Below are 17,058 nucleotides of genomic sequence, written 5' to 3' on the forward strand. Positions count from 1 at the left end.
TCAGGTGAATGGTGGGTGATGAGAGACTCGAACTCCCGACATCTTCGGTGTAAACGAAGCGCTCTACCAACTGAGCTAATCACCCGTTGCGGGCGGATTTAGCCAAGGTCCGAGACATGTGCAAGGGGTCCGGTGCGGAAAACCCCAAACAAATGCCCGTCCTGGCACCCCCGCCCGAGGTCAGGCGGTCAGCCGACGATCATCTGCTTCATGCGTAGCGCCTCGTATTCCAACTCCTTGAGCCGGAAGTTTACCACGTCGCCGATGGTGATCATACCACACAGATTGTCATCCGCGATCACTGGCATATGTCGGAAGCGGCCCTCGGTCATGCGTTTGAGCACGTCCATCAAGGCATCATTGGGTGCGCAGGTTACCACATCGCTGGTCATCAGCGCCGAGACTTCCTGCGGTAGGGTCTGACCCGGCGTTTCTGCCATCCGGCGCACGATGTCGCGTTCCGAAAGGATGCCTTGCAGCTTACCGTTCTGGTCAGTCACCACCAACGCCCCGATATGCTTGTCCTTCAGGATCTGGACCGCGTGGCTGATCGTGTCATTGGGGCGCAGGGAAAACACCGCGTCTCCTTTGCCCTCCAGCAATTTGGCCACGGTGGTCAGCGAATGCGACAGGTTCGACTCCACCGATTGGCTATGGGTCTTCTTATCGGTCTTGTCGCCACGGCTGGGTGCTTGGTAAGAGCTTGGGGCCATAGGCTGAATTCCTTCTGCGGATGTGTTTCTGTTCTGCACTCACTTTAACGCGGGATGGCGATCCCGGAAGAGGGAATTTGGACGCGGGACACCAGAGCACAGGATCGGAGCGACGAAAATGGGTGAAGAATTACATCTTACACCGGTGACCGGGGCGCTGATCGTCTTTGCGGTGGTGGTCTGCGGCCATCGGTTCCGGCTGGCCTGGAAGGATCAGGCACCGGGTTGGCAACGCCGCGCCTGGCTGTTTGGCGTCCCTGCGGCGCTTGGCTTGCTGGCACTGGGATTTCTGCCGCTCAAGGTCTGAGCATGGTTTGACTCCCTCCACCCCCGCTGGCATATGCCGCCCATGACATCCGACCGGAGTTTTCCCATGCCGAAATGGTTCCCTCTGCTCTTGCCCGCCGCGCTTGCGGGATGCCTGTTCGATGAGGAACCCGAGGTGGTGCGCCTGTCAGGCGACACCATGGGGACCACCTATAATATCACCATTGTGGGCGAGGATCTGGACGAGGAGGCGATGGCCGTTGCTGTGACCGAAAGTCTCGCCGCGACCAATGCCAAGATGTCGAACTGGGACCCGAACTCCGAAGTTTCGGTCTTTTCTGCCTCTGGTGATACGCAACCGGTGGCGGTTTCGCCCGAATTTGCCACGGTGATCGCAGCAGCGAATGATGTACATGCGCAAAGCAATGGACGGTTTGACGTCACGCTCGGGCCGCTGATCGAGCTCTGGGGTTTCGGCCCCCGCAAACCCGAGGATCCGGTGCCAAGCGATGAGGCCATCACTGCCGCGCTCGATCATGTGGGACAGGATCGGCTGCTGGTGCTCGACCCCGATGCAGGTACGCTGGCCAAGTCTGACGTGGCGGTCGGCATCAACCTGGCCGCCATCGCCAAGGGCTATGGCGTTGACGCGGTTGCGGCAGCAGTCGCGGGGTTTGGCGTCGAGAACTACATGGTCGAGATCGGCGGCGATCTGGTCACGCGCGGCGAGAACGACAAGGGCGAGCCCTGGCGCATCGGGATCGAACGGCCCGATGCTGCGGTGCAGGCGGTGGAACTGATCGTTCCGGTCAGCAATCACGGTATGGCCACCTCGGGCGATTATCGCAATTTCTTTGAACAGGATGGCGTGCGCTACTCGCATATCATCGATCCCACCACAGGGCGTCCCATCACCCATCGCACCACTTCAGTCACCGTAGTGGCTGATGACGCGATGATGGCAGATGCATGGGCTACTGCGATGCTGGTTCTGGGGGTCGAAGAGGGCCTGAAGATCGCAGAAGAGCATAAACTTGCCGTGTTCTTCATCAGCAAGGCTGCACAAGACGGTACCGACCCCTATATTGTCGAGCAAAGCAGCGCCTTTGCCGAGATTCTCGCGGGCCAGTGACGGAGACGGATCATGAGCACTTTCATTCTTGCCTTTGTGCTGCTTGCGCTGGTGATGGTCGGCATGTCGCTGGGCGTGATCTTGATGGGCAAGACCATCAAGGGCAGCTGTGGCGGGCTGAACGCGATCTCGGGCGCCGATAAATGCGTGGTCTGCCAGAAGGATGTCGACCCCGACAGCCCGCTGCGCGACAAGCTGCAATGCAAGCGCGCCCGCAAGATGATCGAAGAGATGGAGCGCGCGGGCTAAGCTCTAGCGCTTGAACCGCGCCACGCCGATCGCCTCGATAAGGCTCTGACGCACCGGATCGGGCTGTGCCTCGACCGCGCCCAGCACTTCACGCAGCTCTGCGCGCAACCCGTGCATCTGGTCAATGAGTGAGATCATCATCGACAGCGCATCCGCCTCCATCTCGTACTGCTCGTGCAGCTCACAGGCCAGTTCCAGCCGCGCTACGTCGAGGCTCTGATAGACCAGCCCCTGATCGGACTGGGTCGGGATCACGATTTCCGCAGCCAGGTATTCGGTCAGCAGGTCGGGCGTAAGCCGCGTAATCGTCGCAACGAGTTGGGTTTCGGTATAGGTGCGGCTCATGACGGCATCCCCTCGCGCGGATCATAGCCGTGGGCATCGCGCCACGTCTCCATGAACTGTTTCAGATCATCGTCGATCTCTTTCGGCATCATCACGGTCAGTTCGATCAGCTGATCGCCCCGGTCCGAACCGCCGCGTTTCTTGACCCCCTTGCCACGCAGGCGCAGCGTGCGCCCACTGCTTGTGCCGGGCGGAACCGTGACATTCACCTTGCCGTCGATCGTGGGCGCGGGAACCTTGCCGCCCAGGATCGCCTCGTCGAGCGAGATCGGCAGGGTGATGCGAATATCATCCCCCTCGCGCAGGAACAGTGGATGAGGTGCGACGCTGACTGTCACCAGCGCATCGCCGGGTGCGCCCTCGCCCATGCCGGGATCGCCCTTGCCGCGCAGCCGGATGGTTTGGCCATCGGTGATTCCGGCAGGGATTTTCACCTCCACCCGGTCGCCATCGGGCAGGGTCAGCTTCTGGCTGGCACCATAGACTGCATCCAGAAACGAGATTTGCAGGGTATACTGGCGATTGCGGCCCGGTGCGTGAAACTCATAGGCCTCGCGTTGCCCGAATCCGCCCTGCCCGAATCCGCTCTGGCCGCGCCCGCGCATGAATTCTGAAAAGATGTCGGACATATCCGGCTGATCGCCGAAATTGGAGCCGGTGCGATAGGGGTTCCCCGCCGCCTCGGCATAGTCGCGATAATAGTGCTGCTGCGGCTTTTCCTGCCCTGATGCATCAATCTCGCCCCGGTCAAACCGCGCGCGCTGCTCAGCATCTTTGAGCAGGTCGTATGCGGCAGCGGCGGCCTTGAACTTTGCCTCCGCCTCGGCATCGCCGGGTTTCAGATCCGGGTGGCATTCTTTGGCGATGCGCCTGTAGGCCTTCTTGATCTCGGCGTCAGAGGCGTCTTTCGAAACACCCAGCACGGAATAGGGATCGTCGCTCATCCTCGCCTCGCTCTGTCATGGCCGCCAGCGGTTTACCGGATGCCCTTGAGCAAATTTTATCACTCGTTTCCAAGCGGTCAAACCGGAACTGTACTCTCAAAGGGGCCCAACGATAGTGCCAAGAAGTGATGTGCGTCCCAACTATCAGCTCATCGATGACGCGGCCAAAGAGGGTTCAAGGCGGCCACTAGCGGAAGGCGTTCTGGACTAGGAAAAGCCGGACGGTCCGGTTGGAATCCCGGTCAAGTCTGACTGATACTGCCCTCATGAACTCTGCTAGGAGGGCTGGCGCCAGTGATAATGCGGCGCTCGCCCACCCCGCAGGTAGCGGATCACATCTGCCGCATCCATCACCAGTGAGGTGGCGTTGAACGCGATCAGCACCACCAACCACCAATAAAGCGACGGGTCGGCCTGCCGGTCGGGCATTGCTGACGCGAACCAGATCAGCATCGGTATCCAGAACACGTGGCCGATGCCCAACAGCCGCACGAAACCCAGCCGCGTATAAATCACCATCATCACCGCGATGCCCATCAGCGCCACCAGCAGGGCGACCTTGCCGTAAGAGGTATCCAGAAAGAACAGCGCGCCCAGATTGACCGCAATCAGGCAGATCGCCCAGATTCGGGGCAGCGGGCGAAACCGCAGCAGGACGATCCACAGAATTTCAAAGACGTGCATGCTTCGACCTCTCTGAGACCCCACCATTGGAGAGTAGCGGGCACAATCCAGCAAGGCCCCGATGCATTTGCTGGCGCCAGGATTGGACCGAACGCTCCGAAATCGCCTAGACTGGAGCACATCCCGCCGAACAGGGCGCTGACAGAATGAACCGCAGACGCTTCATCGCCAATATTCTCCGCATCGCCGCGCTGTTCGGCGTAGCACCGCGCGTGGTGGCCGGCCAAAGCCAGGAAGGGAGCAGACCCATGTCACTCACCGAACCCGAGGCCGAGACCCTGTCGAAATGGTGCGATCTGCTGGCACCCGGTGCAGCGCGGGCCGGGGTGGCGCGCTATATCGACCAGAATGCCTCGGGCGGGTTCGGCGACTCCATGTTGCTGCTGCGCTATCTCGACAGCGGTGCGATGCTGCCCTTCTATCGCGGCGGCATCGCCGGGATAGAACAGGAAAGCCAGCACCGGTTCTCCATGGGCTTCGCCCGGCTGGACCCGCAACAAAGCGCGGAGATCGTGGCGGCGGCGGCCGGGTCAAAGACCGAAGCCTGGACAACCCCCGACCCCAATTTCTTCTACTTCATATCCCGCAGCGATGCGGTGGATATGGTCTATGGAACCGAGGCCGGGTTTGCCCGGCTCGACATTCCCTATCTGGCCCATATCGCCCCGCCAAAGCCATGGTGAGCCCATGAGCGATCACACCCATGATCCTGTCGACGTAGTCATCGCCGGTTCGGGCATCGCGGGCGGCACCATGGCGGCCGAACTGGCCGAGGCGGGTTTCTCGGTTCTAGTGCTCGAGGCGGGACCTCAGCGCAAACTATCCGAGATGATCAGCTCGCAAATCTGGTCTCGGCGGCTGCGATGGGCAGGACCCGAGGTGATCGAGACCGGTGATCTGGTGGGGGCTGCAAATTTCGCCATGGGCTGGGGGACAGGTGGCGCAGGGCTGCATTGGTACGCCAACTGGTACCGGCTGCACCCGGATGATTTTCGGGTCAGGACGCTGCATGGCAAAAGCGTGGACTGGCCGATCAGCTATGAAGATCTGCGGCCCTGGTACGACCATGCGCAGACCTATTTCGGTGTCTCGGGTGATGCAAAGGCGGACCAATGGTCACCACAAAGCCAACCCTACCCGATGCCACCTCTGCCGATCTCGCGCCAGTCGCAGGCGCTGAAGAAAGGGTTCGATGCGGTGGGACTGTCGCTGGGGCCCAACTCGCTGGCGATCAACAGCCAGAGCTATGACGGCAGAGCGGGCTGCATTCTGGACGGCTGGTGCGATGCGGGCTGCCCGATCGGCGCGCTGGCCAATCCGCTGGTGCTGCAATGGCCCAGGGCGTTCAAGGCCGGCGCGATGCTGCGCCATAATGCCTATGTCAGCAAGATCACCACCGACCCGTCGGGCAAACGCGCAACCGGAGTCGAATATCTCGACGCCGATGGCGCGCGTCATCTGCAGCCCGCATCGATTGTGATCCCGGCCTGTCACACGATCTGGAACGCGCGGCTTTTGCTGCTTTCGGCCACTGACCACCACCCGGACGGGCTGGGCAATGGCAGCGGGCTGCTGGGTCGCCATTTCACCTCGCATGCGCTGACCACAATCCACGGGTTGTTCCCGGACGAAACCGAGCCCTTTAGGGGCGTGACCGGGGCCAATACGCTTTGTCTTGAAGGCTATGACGACAAGACGCCCGCAAAGGGTGCCTTTGGCAGCCGCGCCTGGCTGGCGGCACAGGCCACAAAACCCAATGATCTGCTGGGGCTGGCGCTGGCCCGGCCCGAGCTTTATGGCGCGGCGCTGGATGACTATATGCGCCGAGCCGTCCGGCATTACGGCAACATGACCGTGCTCTGCGAAGAAACCAGCATCCCGGAAAACCGGATCGAGCTGGACAGCCGGAAAGACCGCTTTGGCCTGCCCACAGCAAAGGTCACCAACAACTTGCCGAAGGACAACGCCGCACGCTCTGATCTGGCCAAGGCCGAGGGGCTGAAGATCTTCAAGGCGGCCGGGGTCAGCGAGCCCTGGGCCGGGCAGCGGGCACCCATGCATATGATCGGCGGCACAATCATGGGGGACGACCCGGCAACATCCGTGACCAATTCCTACGGGCAAACCCATAATGTCGAGAACCTGTTTCTGGCAGGCGCGAGCCTGTTTCCAACCCCCGGCGCCGTGAACCCCACCGCGACACTGGTCGCTCTGGTGTTCCGCACCGCCAAATATATCAGCGACAACCGCGCGGCCCTGCTCAGGTAAGCGGTGGCAGATCCCAATGGGCGCGTGGCGGCTGCGCCCGCCCCATTCCGTCAAAAGCATCCAAAAGCACGTCAAACCAGCGCTCCAGCGCCGAGCCTTCCGGCCAGAAGTGGCGTTGACTGACCACCCGCGCCCATTGAAACGTACCAAACAGGATATAGTCGCCATAATCGGGCGCATCGCCGCCCAGATAGGGCGCGACCGACAGGGCATCCTCCACCGGGGCCAGCGCTGCGCTGACCTGCGCGGCGGCGGGTTCGGGGTTCGCGCCGATCTCCTCGACGTTCTGGCCGAACTTGGCCAATGTCCGCGCGCGGTAGTAGGTCTTGTCAATCTCGGCGGTCAGCGGGAACTGCTCTGCGATCACTGCGCGGAACAGCGCCGGATGCAGCGCGCTATCTGCCCAGCTGTTCAGGAACCGGCAGCGCGCCAGAGCGGCGGGACCGGATATCAGCGTGTGTTCAGGGTGAGCCTCATCAAGATAAAGCGCGATTTGCCAGCTGTCGCGCAGCCATTGCCCGTCCTCCACCAGCACCGGCGCGGTAATGCCACCGGAGGCGGCGATGCGGTCCTTTTCGGTGATGTGCCAGGGCTGGAGATCATAGCCCAGACGTTTATGGGCCAATGCCATCCGAATTCGCCAGCAATAGGGGCTGAGCCTGCAGGCGGGGTCTTCGCCGATCACCTCAAAAAACCTGCGGGTCTGCGCTTGTCCCGACATCGCACCGCTCCTTCCCATGCCGCATAGGCTGTCGCGCATACCTGCGACGGCTAAACCCGCAAAATAGCTGGTTTTTGGGTAGACTCCAAGCTTCCCCAACGCGCCTGTGATGTGCATGCTGTGTCACATGCAAGGCGATGTTCACGTCAGGAGGACCCGAGATGACACAGACCGGCCCCGCCAATCTGCACTATCTGGCCAACCCCCTGCTGAACAAAGGAACTGCCTTCTCGCAGGCGGAACGCGACCAGCTTGGCCTCACCGGGCTGCTGCCACCGCATATCGAGACGCTGGACGAACAGATCGACCGCGCCTATGCCGCATTCCGATCCCAGGCCTCGCCAATCGAACAGCATATATATCTGCGTAACTTGCAGGACGATAACGAGACCCTGTTCTACGCCCTGCTGATCCGTCACCTGCCGGAGATGATGCCGATCATCTACACGCCGGTGGTCGGTGATGCCTGCAAACAGTTCAGCGAGATTTACCGTCATCCACGCGGGCTGATCATCCCCTACCCCAAACGCGATCAGATGGAGCAGATTCTCGACAATGCCATCATTTCCGATGTGCAGGCGATCGTGGTCACCGATGGCGAGCGCATTCTGGGGCTGGGCGATCAGGGCGCGGGCGGCATGGGCATCCCGATCGGCAAGCTCTCTCTCTATTCCGGTGCCGGTGGCGTCGATCCGGCGGTGACATTGCCGATCCTGCTCGATCCAGGCACCAACAATCAGGAGCGTCTGGACGATCCGATGTATATCGGCTGGCGGCATGAGCGCATCTCGGGCGAGGAGTATTTCGAGTTCGTCGACCTCTTCGTTCAGGCGGTGAAGCGGAAATGGCCGAACGTGCTGCTTCAGTTCGAGGATTTCGCCCAGCAGCACGCCGCGCCGCTGCTGGAGAAATACCGCGACCAACTTTGCACCTTTAACGATGACATTCAGGGTACTGCCGCGGTCACCGCTGGCACTTTGCTGGCGGCGGCCAATGTGACGGGCGTGCCCCTCAAGGAGTCACGCATCGCCTTTCTGGGCGCGGGATCGGCCGGGGCAGGCATTGCCGAGGAGTTGATCAAGCTGATGGTCAAACAGGGCTTGCCCGAGGCCGAGGCGCGCGGCCAGATCTATATGATCGACCGGCATGGGCTGATTACCGACGCGATGGAGGGCCTCTTGCCGTTCCAGCAGCCACTGGTGCAGCCTGCCGACAAAGTGGGGGGCTGGGCGCAGGGCGACATCTCTCTGCTCGACGTGATCGCCCACGCGAAACCCAATATTTTGGTCGGCGTCAGCGGTCAGGCGGGGCTCTTCACCGAAGAGATCATTCGCACCATGGCTGCAGGCTGCGACCATCCCATCGTTCTGCCGTTGTCGAACCCGACCTCGCGGATCGAGGCGACGCCGGAACAGATCATCCACTGGTCCGACGGCAAGGCCATTGTCGCGACTGGCAGCCCCTTCGATCCGGTCAGCTATAGAGGCGAAAGCCATCACATCGCCCAATGCAACAACTCGTATATCTTCCCCGGTATGGGTCTGGGTGTTCTGGCCGCAAGCGCGACGCGGGTGACCGAAACCATGTTCATCGCCGCCGCCGAGGCGTTGGCGGCGCTCTCGCCCGCACTGGCAGATCGCCGCGCCAGCCTTCTGCCCGATGTCTCGGACATCCGCGGTGTCAGCCGTCAGATCGCGCTGGCCGTGGGACTGACGGCGCAGGCCGATGGTGTCGCCCCGCAAACCACCAAAGACGAGCTGGAGGCCGCGATCGCAGCCAAATTCTGGACCCCGCACTACACAGACTTCGCAACCGGAGACGCATGATGACATTCGACCTGATGAGCTATCAGCCCCGTGGAGACAAGAAGAACTCAGACTTCTTTACCGAGTATTTGCCCCGAATTTATGAGCGCCGCCAGTCCACCGGTATTGCCGATCAGGTCGGCAATATGCGCGCCGTGGTCCAGCAGGTTGAACCGGATGCGATCATGGACACGATGGTCGAGCTTTACGTGATGACCCCCTATCGCCATTCCGCCAGCTTTCTGGGCCGCACGCATCGCTTCTCGGTTCTGCATTCGCATCCCGACTACCCGGCCCTGATCCTGATGGCCCCGCTCAGCGATGGGTTCGAGGATTTCATCCCGCGCATCAACCGCATGTACCCTCTGGCCCGCAAGCTGCCGCAGACGCGCTATGTGGGAGAGATCTATGCCGCAAGCGACCTGAAGTTCCTGCGCGAGACGCTGGAGGATCAGAACATGCGGTTCGAATATGCCGGGGATACGGAAAATCCGTTCTATACCGGAAACGGGTTCCTGTTTACCACGCCATCGGATTTCACCGCCAACCGGGTCGGCTATTCCAATCTGGATTTCAACAACCCCAATGCGCTGGGGCTGGGCGACGTGATCGAGTTGAGCGCCGAGGAACGCGGGCGGCTTGATCAGGCCGCCGCCTTTGGCGCGGACAGCAAAATCTCGCCGCTGATGCTGGGGCTGGACCATATGGCCACCCGAATTCTCGCCGGCGAGCGCGAGGATGCGATCCTCGAATTTCTGACCATGGTGCCCTATTATTTCTGGGGGGCCTACAACATCTCGGACATGAACTCGTCCACCAACGTGAACCGCAACCCGAATGTGGATGATGACAAGAAGTCGCCCGCCAAGGTTTTCACCGCCAACAACACGCCCTCTTTCGTCAATTCGTTTGACCGGCTTCCGATGCCGACCGAGGATTTCGTGCGCAATTTCGGGCGGCGCCTGCATCACATGGCGGTGGAGATTCTGGATGGCGATCATGCGGGCGGCGAAAAGAATGTTGATTTCGTGGTCAACACGCTGAAAGACAAGGGCGTGCCGTTCCTGGCGCATGTGGTGGGTGAGTGTAAAGACGATCCGAACCTGAAACAGATCTTCTCGAAACACTCGAAATTCACCCTGCTGATCACCGAATATATCGAGCGCTGCCACAAATATGATGGCTTCTTCACCAAGGACAACGTCGCCGCCCTGACCGCCGCCGCCGGGCAGGATGAGCAGTACCAGCACGGCCATGTCTTTGACTGAGCGGCGCAGGATTTAGACAGAACCGCATTTGCTGCTATGATCCGGCGATGATCTACAGGTTTGGGGCGTTTTCACTGGATATCGCGCGGCAGGAATTGCGCCGTGGCGATGCGCTTGTCGAGGCCGAACCGCTGGCACTGGCGCTGATCCAGCACCTGATTGAACATCGTGACCGGCTGGTCGGCAAGGATGAGCTGTTCGATGTGCTCTGGGACGGGCGGGCAGTGTCGGATGCGGCGCTGTCGACCTGTATCAAATCCGCCCGCCGTGCTGTAGACGATTCCGGTACGCTGCAGGCGGCGATCAAGACGGTACATGGCAAGGGCCTGCGCTGGATCGCCGAAATCGAGCCCACGCCCGTCACGACGCAACAGGACACCCAGACTGATCTGGACCAGCCTGACGAGGATTGGACCCAGGCCTCGCGCCGCCCCTCGTTGGCAATCCTGCCTTTCGACGTGATGGGCAGCGACGTGACTGCCGCCACACTCGGCGAGGCGATCCCGCATGAGCTGATTGCCGCCATCTCGCGACTGCGCTGGATTTCGGTGATCGCACGCGGCTCGTCCTTCCGGTTCCGGTCGAACCACGGCAATCTGGACGAAATACGGCAGAAGCTGGGTGTGCGGTATTGCTTGACCGGCTCGGTCGAGATGATCGGGCGACAAGTCTGCATCAGCGTGGAGCTGGCCGAAACCTCGGACGGTCAGGTGATCTGGGCCGAGCGGTTCCAGTCTTCGCTGGAGGAGGTTCACGAGATCCGCGAAACCATCGTGGCGCAGGTGATCTTTGCGGTTGAAATGCAGATCCCGCTCAGCGAGGCCGCCAAGGCCCGGCTGCAATCGCCCGAAAACATTGATGTCTGGGCGACCTATCATCTGGGCCTGCAATCACTCTATCGCTTTGACCAGGGCGACAATGCTCGCGCGATTGCCATGTTCGAAAAGGCCATCGCACTTGACCCGGGCTTTGCCCGTGCCCATGCAGCGCTGTCTTTTGCTCATTTCAAGACCGCTTTCATGCACTACGGCACCGACCGCGAGGTTGCAGTCACCGCCGCTCGCGGGGCCGCCGAGCGCGGGATCGAGTTGGACCCGATGGACCCGTTCACGAATTTCAACATGGGGCGCTCGCTCTGGCTGGTCGATGATCTGACTGGCGCGCAAAGCTGGCTGGGTCGCGCCACCTCGCTCAGCCCCAGCTTTGCGCAAGGTCTCTACGCCCGCGCCTGGACCGAAACAGTCTCCGGCTCCAGCGAGACGGGCCGCCGCCTGTCGGATGAGGCGCGTTCGCTCAGCCCGCTCGACCCGCTGCTCTATGCCATGTTGGGAACGCGAGCGATCAGCCTGTCGCAGCAGAACCGCGACTATGAGGCCGCAAGGTGGGTCGAGCGCGCAGCCAACGCACCCGGCGCACATTATCTGATCCGGGCCATCGCGGTGGCCATCCATGACATGGCCGGCAAGCCCAGCGAGGCCGCGATCTGGGCCGAGCGCCTGCGGGGTCAAAGAGAAGAAATCACGCAAGCGCAGTTCTTTCGTTCGTTCCCGTTTCGCGACGAAAGCTACCGCTTGCGTTTCTCAGAGGCGCTGCGTCGGTATGGTATCGAATGACAGACCAGCAAGGTGCGTTTTTCACAATTCCTCAAGCTTTCCCCAGACAGCCCTCAAGACATCGGGGCTGCTTGCGCATAGCTTGATGTCATAGGCCGGAGACGAACACGTCGTCGACGGTTCATCCGAGATTGCATTGAAAGTCAGACAAAGGGACGCATTATGACCACCGAAACCGTCAGAACTACCAAGGGCCGGGGCCGCACGTATGACAATGTGCTGGATACGATTGGCAACACACCTGCCATACGGGTGAACAATATCGCTCCCGATCATGTCGACATGTATGTGAAGTTCGAGGCGTTCAACCCGGCAGGCTCGGTCAAAGATCGGTTGGCGATCAACATCATCGAGGCTGCCGAACGCAGCGGCGCGCTCAAACCCGGCCAGACCGTGGTCGAGGCGACCAGCGGCAATACCGGCATTGGGCTGGCAATGGTCTGCGCTCAAAAAGGCTATCCGCTGGTGGTCACCATGGCCGACAGTTTCTCGGTCGAGCGGCGCAAACTGATGCGGATGCTGGGGGCCAAAGTCATCCTGACCCCGCGCGCTGAAAAGGGCTTTGGCATGTACCGCAAGGCGGTGGAACTGGCCGAAAAACACGGCTGGCTGCTGGCCCGCCAGTTCGAAACCGAAGCGAATGCAGAGATTCACGCGACCACCACGGCACAGGAAATCCTGAGCGATTTCGATGGCAAGCGACTGGACTATTTTGTCACCGGCTACGGCACCGGTGGTACAGTGTCCGGCGTGGGCCGCGTGCTGCGCGAGGCGCGTCCAGAGACAAAAATCATCTTGTCTGAGCCTGCCAACGCACAGTTGATCGGCAGCGGTCATGCACAGGAACGCGGTGCCGACAACGCGCCAGCCGCTAGCCATCCAGCGTTCGAGCCGCATCCGATCCAGGGCTGGACCCCGGATTTCATCCCCGCCGTGCTGCAGGAGGCCATTGATGGCGGCTACTACCAGGACCTGCGCCCGGTCGCGGGCATGGTTGGTGTGGAATGGGCCAAGAAACTGGCCGCCCAAGAGGGCATCCTGACCGGTGTTTCCGGTGGAGCCAGCTTTGCCATCGCGATGGAAGTCGCCGAAAAGGCCGAACCGGGTTCAACCATTCTGTGCATGCTGCCCGACACCGGCGAGCGCTACCTGTCGACTCCGCTTTTTGACGACATCGCCGAGGAGATGACCGAGGAAGAGATCGAGATATCGACCTCGACACCCGGTTATCACATGCCCTGACATGACCGTGCCTCTCGCAGAACTGGAGCTGGCCTGCGCGCAGGCCCTGTCCTATCGACAGGGTCTGCCAGACGCCCCCTGCAAAGCGGCACGCAATTATGCGCAGATGCTGGCCCTCTATGACGCACCCCTTCCCGAAACCGGAGAACCGGGCGCGGATGTCATCCGGGATCTCGCGGAAACCGCTACGCAGGGCCTGACACCGATGGCGCATCCGCGGTTTTTCGGCTGGGTGCTGGGCGGCTCGGCCCCGGTAGGGGTGGCCGCGGACTGGCTGGTCAGCGCCTGGGGCCAGAACGCAGCCTTTCACACCAGCTCACCCACGGTGTCGGCGCTGGAGCAGGTGGCAGAACGCTGGCTGCTCGATATTCTCGATCTGCCGCGTGATGCCGCCGTGGGCTTTGTCACCGGTGCTACGGTCGGCAACTTCACCGCGCTTGCGGCGGCACGCGGCGCGGTATTGCGCCGCCATGGCTGGGACCCCGATCAGGACGGGTTGTTCGGCGCGCCGCCGGTCTCGGTTTTTTTGGGCGATGACGCCCATACCTCGGTCTTTTCTGCGCTGGGATATCTGGGCTTTGGTCGCCGCCGTGTGCAGCGGATCGCCACCGACGATCAGGGCCGGATGGACCCGGGCGATCTGGCAAGGCAGATGGCGCAACAACCCGGCCCGGCAGTGATCATCGCACAGGCCGGTCAGATAAACACAGGGGCCTTTGACCCGTTCGACACGATTGCCGATATCGCGGCGGAGCATAATGCTTGGCTGCATGTGGACTCGGCCTTTGGCCTCTGGGCGCGGGCGCATCCGGAATATCGCGCGTTGACGCATGGCATCAAGCGCGCCCAATCCTGGGCCGTGGACGGGCATAAATGGCTGCAAACCCCGTTTGACAGCGGATATGCCATCGTGCGCGACCGTACCGCATTGGAGGCAGCGATGGGCATTGACGCAAGCTATCTGCCCGAGCGCGCCGCGCAGGAAAGAATCCCCTCATTTCTGGTGCCCGAACTGTCCCGCCGCGCGCGTGGCGTGCCGACCTATGCAATGCTGCGCAGCCTGGGCCGTCAAGGCGTCGCTGACATGGTTGGGCGACACTGCGGGATTGCCCGCCAGATCGCTGAGCGGCTGACCGGTCAGCCGGGCATCACGATCTTGAACGACGTTAACCTCAACCAGATCATCCTGCGCTTTGGCACGGGCGCGGGCTGCGACATTGCCACCGAGCAGGTTATTGAAGCCCTGCGCGAACAGGGCGCCCTGTTTGCAGGGGGTGCCAGATGGCGTGGCCGATGGGTCCTGCGTCTTTCAGTGATCTGCGAGGCCACCGCCCTGCTCGATGCCAACCCGGCCGCCGAGGCCATTCTGGAGGCTTGGGCACAGGTCCGGGACGGGCTCTAACCCTTCATGTTTTCGGCTTGCGCATTTTGGTATGCAATGGTATACAAAATCTAGTCCATTTTGCCGAGACCGCCATGAACTCCCCCATCTTGCGTACGCTTGTCATCGCACTTGTCGGCGTCGCCATCTTTATCGTGGTCGGTTTGCCTCTGCCCTGGCTGTTAGGGCCAATGTTTGCCTGTCTGGCTGCCGCACTTCTGGGGGTCGATCTGCGCGCACCGGAGCGGCTCTGCGCCGGTATGCGCACGATCCTTGGCGTGGCCGTGGGGGCTTCGATCACGCCCGCTGTCGTGGTACGACTGCCCGATATGGCCGCGTCCATCGCGTTGATTCCGCCTTTCATCCTGTTGATCGGTCTGATCGGCTATCCGTATTTCCGCAAACTCTGGGGTTTTGATCCCGCCACCAGCTATTACGCCGCAATGCCTGGCGGATTGCAGGACATGCTGGTCTTTGGCGAAGAGGCGGGCGGCTCGGCCCGGGTTCTCAGCCTGGTGCACGCCACCCGCGTTCTAGTTATCATCAGCCTGCTGCCGCTGTTTCTGACTGAGGTCTTCGACCTGGACCTGTCAAACCCGCCCGGCAAACCCCTGGCCGATGTGCCGTTTCAGCAGCTAGCCCTGATGGCCGTCATCGCCATCGCCGGGTGGCGCATCGCCGCCGCCATCGGCATGTTCGGCGCGGCCATACTCGGCCCGATGATCCTGGCCACGATCGCCAGCCTTGCCGGGCTGATCGACCAGCGCCCCCCGGCCGAGGCGATCCTGGCCGCGCAGTTCTTCATCGGTATCGTGGTGGGGGTCCGCTATATCGGGCTGACGGTGGCGGAACTGCGCCGGATCGTTGTCGCCGGGTTGGGGTTCACGCTCGTCTTGGCCGTGCTGTCAGTGATTTTCATGGAGATCGTGATCTTGCTGGGCCTTTCGGACCCGGTCGATGCGATCCTGGCCTTCTCTCCCGGCGGACAGGCGGAAATGACCGTGATCGCGCTGATTGCTGGGGCGGATGTGGCCTATGTGGTCACGCACCACCTGACCCGGCTGATCACGGTGATCATCGGTGCGCCCCTGGTTGGACGCTGGCTGCGCTGAGCTAGCCGCTTGTATCCGCTGCTGCTATAGGCAAAGGGTAACATGTTGGAGAGCCCCACCGGTGTCAGACCTGCTGATCTCGCGCCGCGCCGATATCCCGGACCCGCTGCGCGTGGCGCGGGCCAGAAGCCTGCCCCATCTGGGGCCCCGCCTGCTGTTTCTCAGCGGAGGTAGCGCACTCAACGACATTGCGCGACGGCTCAAGCTCTATACCCATAATTCGATCCACCTGATCACACCGTTCGACAGCGGCGGCAGTTCGCAGGTGTTGAGACAGGCCTTTGACATGCCAGCCGTAGGCGACCTGCGCAGCCGATTAATGGCACTGGCCGATGAGACAGAGCTGGGCCAGCCCGACATCTTCCGTCTGTTCAGTTACCGCTTTCCTCTGGATGCGAGCACCACAGCGCAAGAGGAGGAATTCCGCGCGCTGCTCTCCGGTGAGCATCAGCGCATGCGCAGCATCACCCAGCCCATGCGACGTCTGATCCTGTCACAGCTGCGCAGTTTTGCCGAGCACCGCCCCGACGGGTTCGATCTGTCCGGGGCCAGCACCGGCAATCTGATCCTTGCAGGCGGCTATCTGAGCCATGATCGCGCGCTGGAGCCGGTGCTGTTTCTGATGTCCAAGATGGTCGATGTGCGCGGCACGGTACGGGCCATCGTCGATGACACGCTGGGTCTAGGAGCGGAACTGGAGGATGGTCAGATCGTACTCGGCCAGCGAGACCTGACCGGCAAGGAAACCGCGCCTATCACCGCGCCGATCCGCGAGCTTTTCCTGACTCGTGATGATACGCGCCTTGCGGCGAACTCGGTGCCGCTGCCCAAACGCAACCGGCGCCTGATCGACCGCGCAGACCTGATCTGCTATCCCCCCGGCAGCTTCTACACCAGTGTCCTGGCCAATCTGCTGCCTGCCGGAACTGGACGGGCGATCGCCGCGCGGGGTGTACCCAAAATCTACCTGCCCAGCCTCGGCCATGACCCCGAATGCCTCGGGATGACCCTGCCGGATCAGGTCGCCACCCTGTTGGCTTGCCTGCGCGCCGATGCGGGTGCCGACTGCCCGGTCCAGTCGCTGCTCTCCGCCGTGATCTGCGATGCCGAGGCCACGCCCGTGGACCAGCAGCGAGAGGTCGAAGCCCGGTTCGGAATTCCCTGCCTGCCCCTAAAACTTGCCCGTCCCGACCGCATCGACCGCTATGACCCGAACCCGGTTTGCGAGATGCTGATCTCTCTGTCTTGAAGACGATAAGAACGTCTCGGCAAGGGTGTTTATTTCAAGCCTCCTGTCAAATATTGAGGCATGTA

General features: G+C 61.7%; 17 protein-coding genes and 1 tRNA gene. 12 read left to right on the forward strand and 6 right to left on the reverse strand.

All coding sequences use genetic code 11. From position 1 onward, the window contains the following. Window positions 1–9: 9 nt before the first annotated feature. A tRNA-Val gene (locus Q5Y75_RS08385) sits at window positions 10–85 on the reverse strand. Window positions 86–188: 103 nt separating this feature from the next. After that, the gene (locus Q5Y75_RS08390) at window positions 189–713 is read right to left on the reverse strand and encodes a CBS domain-containing protein (protein WP_306196203.1); all 525 of its coding nucleotides are present in this window, start codon (window positions 711–713) and stop codon (window positions 189–191) included. 118 nt (window positions 714–831) lie between these two features. Between Q5Y75_RS08390 and Q5Y75_RS08395 the strand changes: the two genes are divergently transcribed. The 3 genes from Q5Y75_RS08395 to nqrM all read left to right on the forward strand — a co-directional run bounded on the left by Q5Y75_RS08395 (window position 832) and on the right by nqrM (window position 2,361). After that, complete coding sequence (locus Q5Y75_RS08395) at window positions 832–1,020, forward strand: hypothetical protein (RefSeq protein ID WP_306196205.1); 189 nt, start codon at window positions 832–834, stop codon at window positions 1,018–1,020. Window positions 1,021–1,086: 66 nt separating this feature from the next. Then, complete coding sequence (locus tag Q5Y75_RS08400; protein WP_306196208.1) at window positions 1,087–2,112, forward strand: FAD:protein FMN transferase; 1,026 nt, start codon at window positions 1,087–1,089, stop codon at window positions 2,110–2,112. Between the two features lie 12 nt (window positions 2,113–2,124). Then, window positions 2,125–2,361: a (Na+)-NQR maturation NqrM gene (nqrM, locus tag Q5Y75_RS08405; protein WP_306196211.1), complete on the forward strand. Its 237-nt coding sequence runs from the start codon at window positions 2,125–2,127 to the stop codon at window positions 2,359–2,361. A 3-nt stretch (window positions 2,362–2,364) separates the two neighbouring features. Here nqrM and Q5Y75_RS08410 read toward each other — a convergent pair whose 3' ends face one another. The 3 genes from Q5Y75_RS08410 to Q5Y75_RS08420 all read right to left on the reverse strand — a co-directional run bounded on the left by Q5Y75_RS08410 (window position 2,365) and on the right by Q5Y75_RS08420 (window position 4,334). Continuing rightward, on the reverse strand, window positions 2,365–2,706 hold the full coding sequence (locus Q5Y75_RS08410) for a hypothetical protein (RefSeq protein WP_306196213.1): 342 nt from the start codon (window positions 2,704–2,706) through the stop codon (window positions 2,365–2,367). Further along, on the reverse strand, window positions 2,703–3,650 hold the full coding sequence (locus tag Q5Y75_RS08415) for a DnaJ C-terminal domain-containing protein (RefSeq protein ID WP_306196215.1): 948 nt from the start codon (window positions 3,648–3,650) through the stop codon (window positions 2,703–2,705). Before Q5Y75_RS08415 ends, Q5Y75_RS08410 begins: the two co-directional genes overlap by 4 nt. A 276-nt stretch (window positions 3,651–3,926) precedes the next feature. Continuing rightward, complete coding sequence (locus tag Q5Y75_RS08420; protein WP_306196217.1) at window positions 3,927–4,334, reverse strand: hypothetical protein; 408 nt, start codon at window positions 4,332–4,334, stop codon at window positions 3,927–3,929. Window positions 4,335–4,480: 146 nt separating this feature from the next. Here Q5Y75_RS08420 and Q5Y75_RS08425 point away from each other — a divergent pair, with 146 nt between their 5' ends. Then, window positions 4,481–5,017: a gluconate 2-dehydrogenase subunit 3 family protein gene (locus Q5Y75_RS08425; RefSeq protein ID WP_306196219.1), complete on the forward strand. Its 537-nt coding sequence runs from the start codon at window positions 4,481–4,483 to the stop codon at window positions 5,015–5,017. Between the two features lie 4 nt (window positions 5,018–5,021). Then, a complete protein-coding gene (locus Q5Y75_RS08430; protein ID WP_306196221.1) occupies window positions 5,022–6,602 on the forward strand; it encodes a GMC family oxidoreductase in 1,581 nt (526 codons plus the stop codon). On the opposite strand, the gene Q5Y75_RS08435 is transcribed toward Q5Y75_RS08430, so the two are convergent. Next, window positions 6,595–7,323: a glutathione S-transferase N-terminal domain-containing protein gene (locus Q5Y75_RS08435; RefSeq protein WP_306196222.1), complete on the reverse strand. Its 729-nt coding sequence runs from the start codon at window positions 7,321–7,323 to the stop codon at window positions 6,595–6,597. The two genes, Q5Y75_RS08430 and Q5Y75_RS08435, sit on opposite strands and share 8 nt — an antisense overlap. A gap of 161 nt (window positions 7,324–7,484) precedes the next feature. Here Q5Y75_RS08435 and Q5Y75_RS08440 point away from each other — a divergent pair, with 161 nt between their 5' ends. From Q5Y75_RS08440 to Q5Y75_RS08470, 7 genes are all read left to right on the forward strand, one after another. Further along, window positions 7,485–9,149, forward strand: a complete 1,665-nt coding sequence (locus tag Q5Y75_RS08440; RefSeq protein WP_306196224.1) for an NAD-dependent malic enzyme — start codon at window positions 7,485–7,487, stop codon at window positions 9,147–9,149. Further along, window positions 9,149–10,396, forward strand: a complete 1,248-nt coding sequence (locus Q5Y75_RS08445) for a hypothetical protein (RefSeq protein ID WP_306196226.1) — start codon at window positions 9,149–9,151, stop codon at window positions 10,394–10,396. The genes Q5Y75_RS08440 and Q5Y75_RS08445 overlap by 1 nt, the downstream gene beginning before the upstream one ends. Before the next feature lie 47 nt (window positions 10,397–10,443). After that, window positions 10,444–12,009 (forward strand): winged helix-turn-helix domain-containing tetratricopeptide repeat protein, encoded by a 1,566-nt coding sequence (locus Q5Y75_RS08450; protein WP_306196228.1) that lies wholly within the window; start codon window positions 10,444–10,446, stop codon window positions 12,007–12,009. A gap of 162 nt (window positions 12,010–12,171) precedes the next feature. Continuing rightward, window positions 12,172–13,251, forward strand: a complete 1,080-nt coding sequence (locus tag Q5Y75_RS08455; RefSeq protein WP_306196231.1) for a PLP-dependent cysteine synthase family protein — start codon at window positions 12,172–12,174, stop codon at window positions 13,249–13,251. 1 nt (window position 13,252) lies between these two features. After that, a complete protein-coding gene (locus tag Q5Y75_RS08460; RefSeq protein ID WP_306196233.1) occupies window positions 13,253–14,653 on the forward strand; it encodes a pyridoxal phosphate-dependent decarboxylase family protein in 1,401 nt (466 codons plus the stop codon). Window positions 14,654–14,727: 74 nt separating this feature from the next. Beyond that, window positions 14,728–15,744: an AbrB family protein gene (locus tag Q5Y75_RS08465; RefSeq protein WP_306196235.1), complete on the forward strand. Its 1,017-nt coding sequence runs from the start codon at window positions 14,728–14,730 to the stop codon at window positions 15,742–15,744. Window positions 15,745–15,805: 61 nt separating this feature from the next. Beyond that, window positions 15,806–16,993, forward strand: coding sequence for a GAK system CofD-like protein (locus tag Q5Y75_RS08470; RefSeq protein WP_306196238.1), 1,188 nt, complete (start codon window positions 15,806–15,808; stop codon window positions 16,991–16,993). The last annotated feature ends 65 nt before the right edge of the window (window positions 16,994–17,058 follow it).

Origin of the sequence: Ruegeria discodermiae (genome assembly GCF_030758345.1) — a bacterium.
Classification (GTDB): Bacteria; Pseudomonadota; Alphaproteobacteria; order Rhodobacterales; family Rhodobacteraceae; genus Ruegeria_C.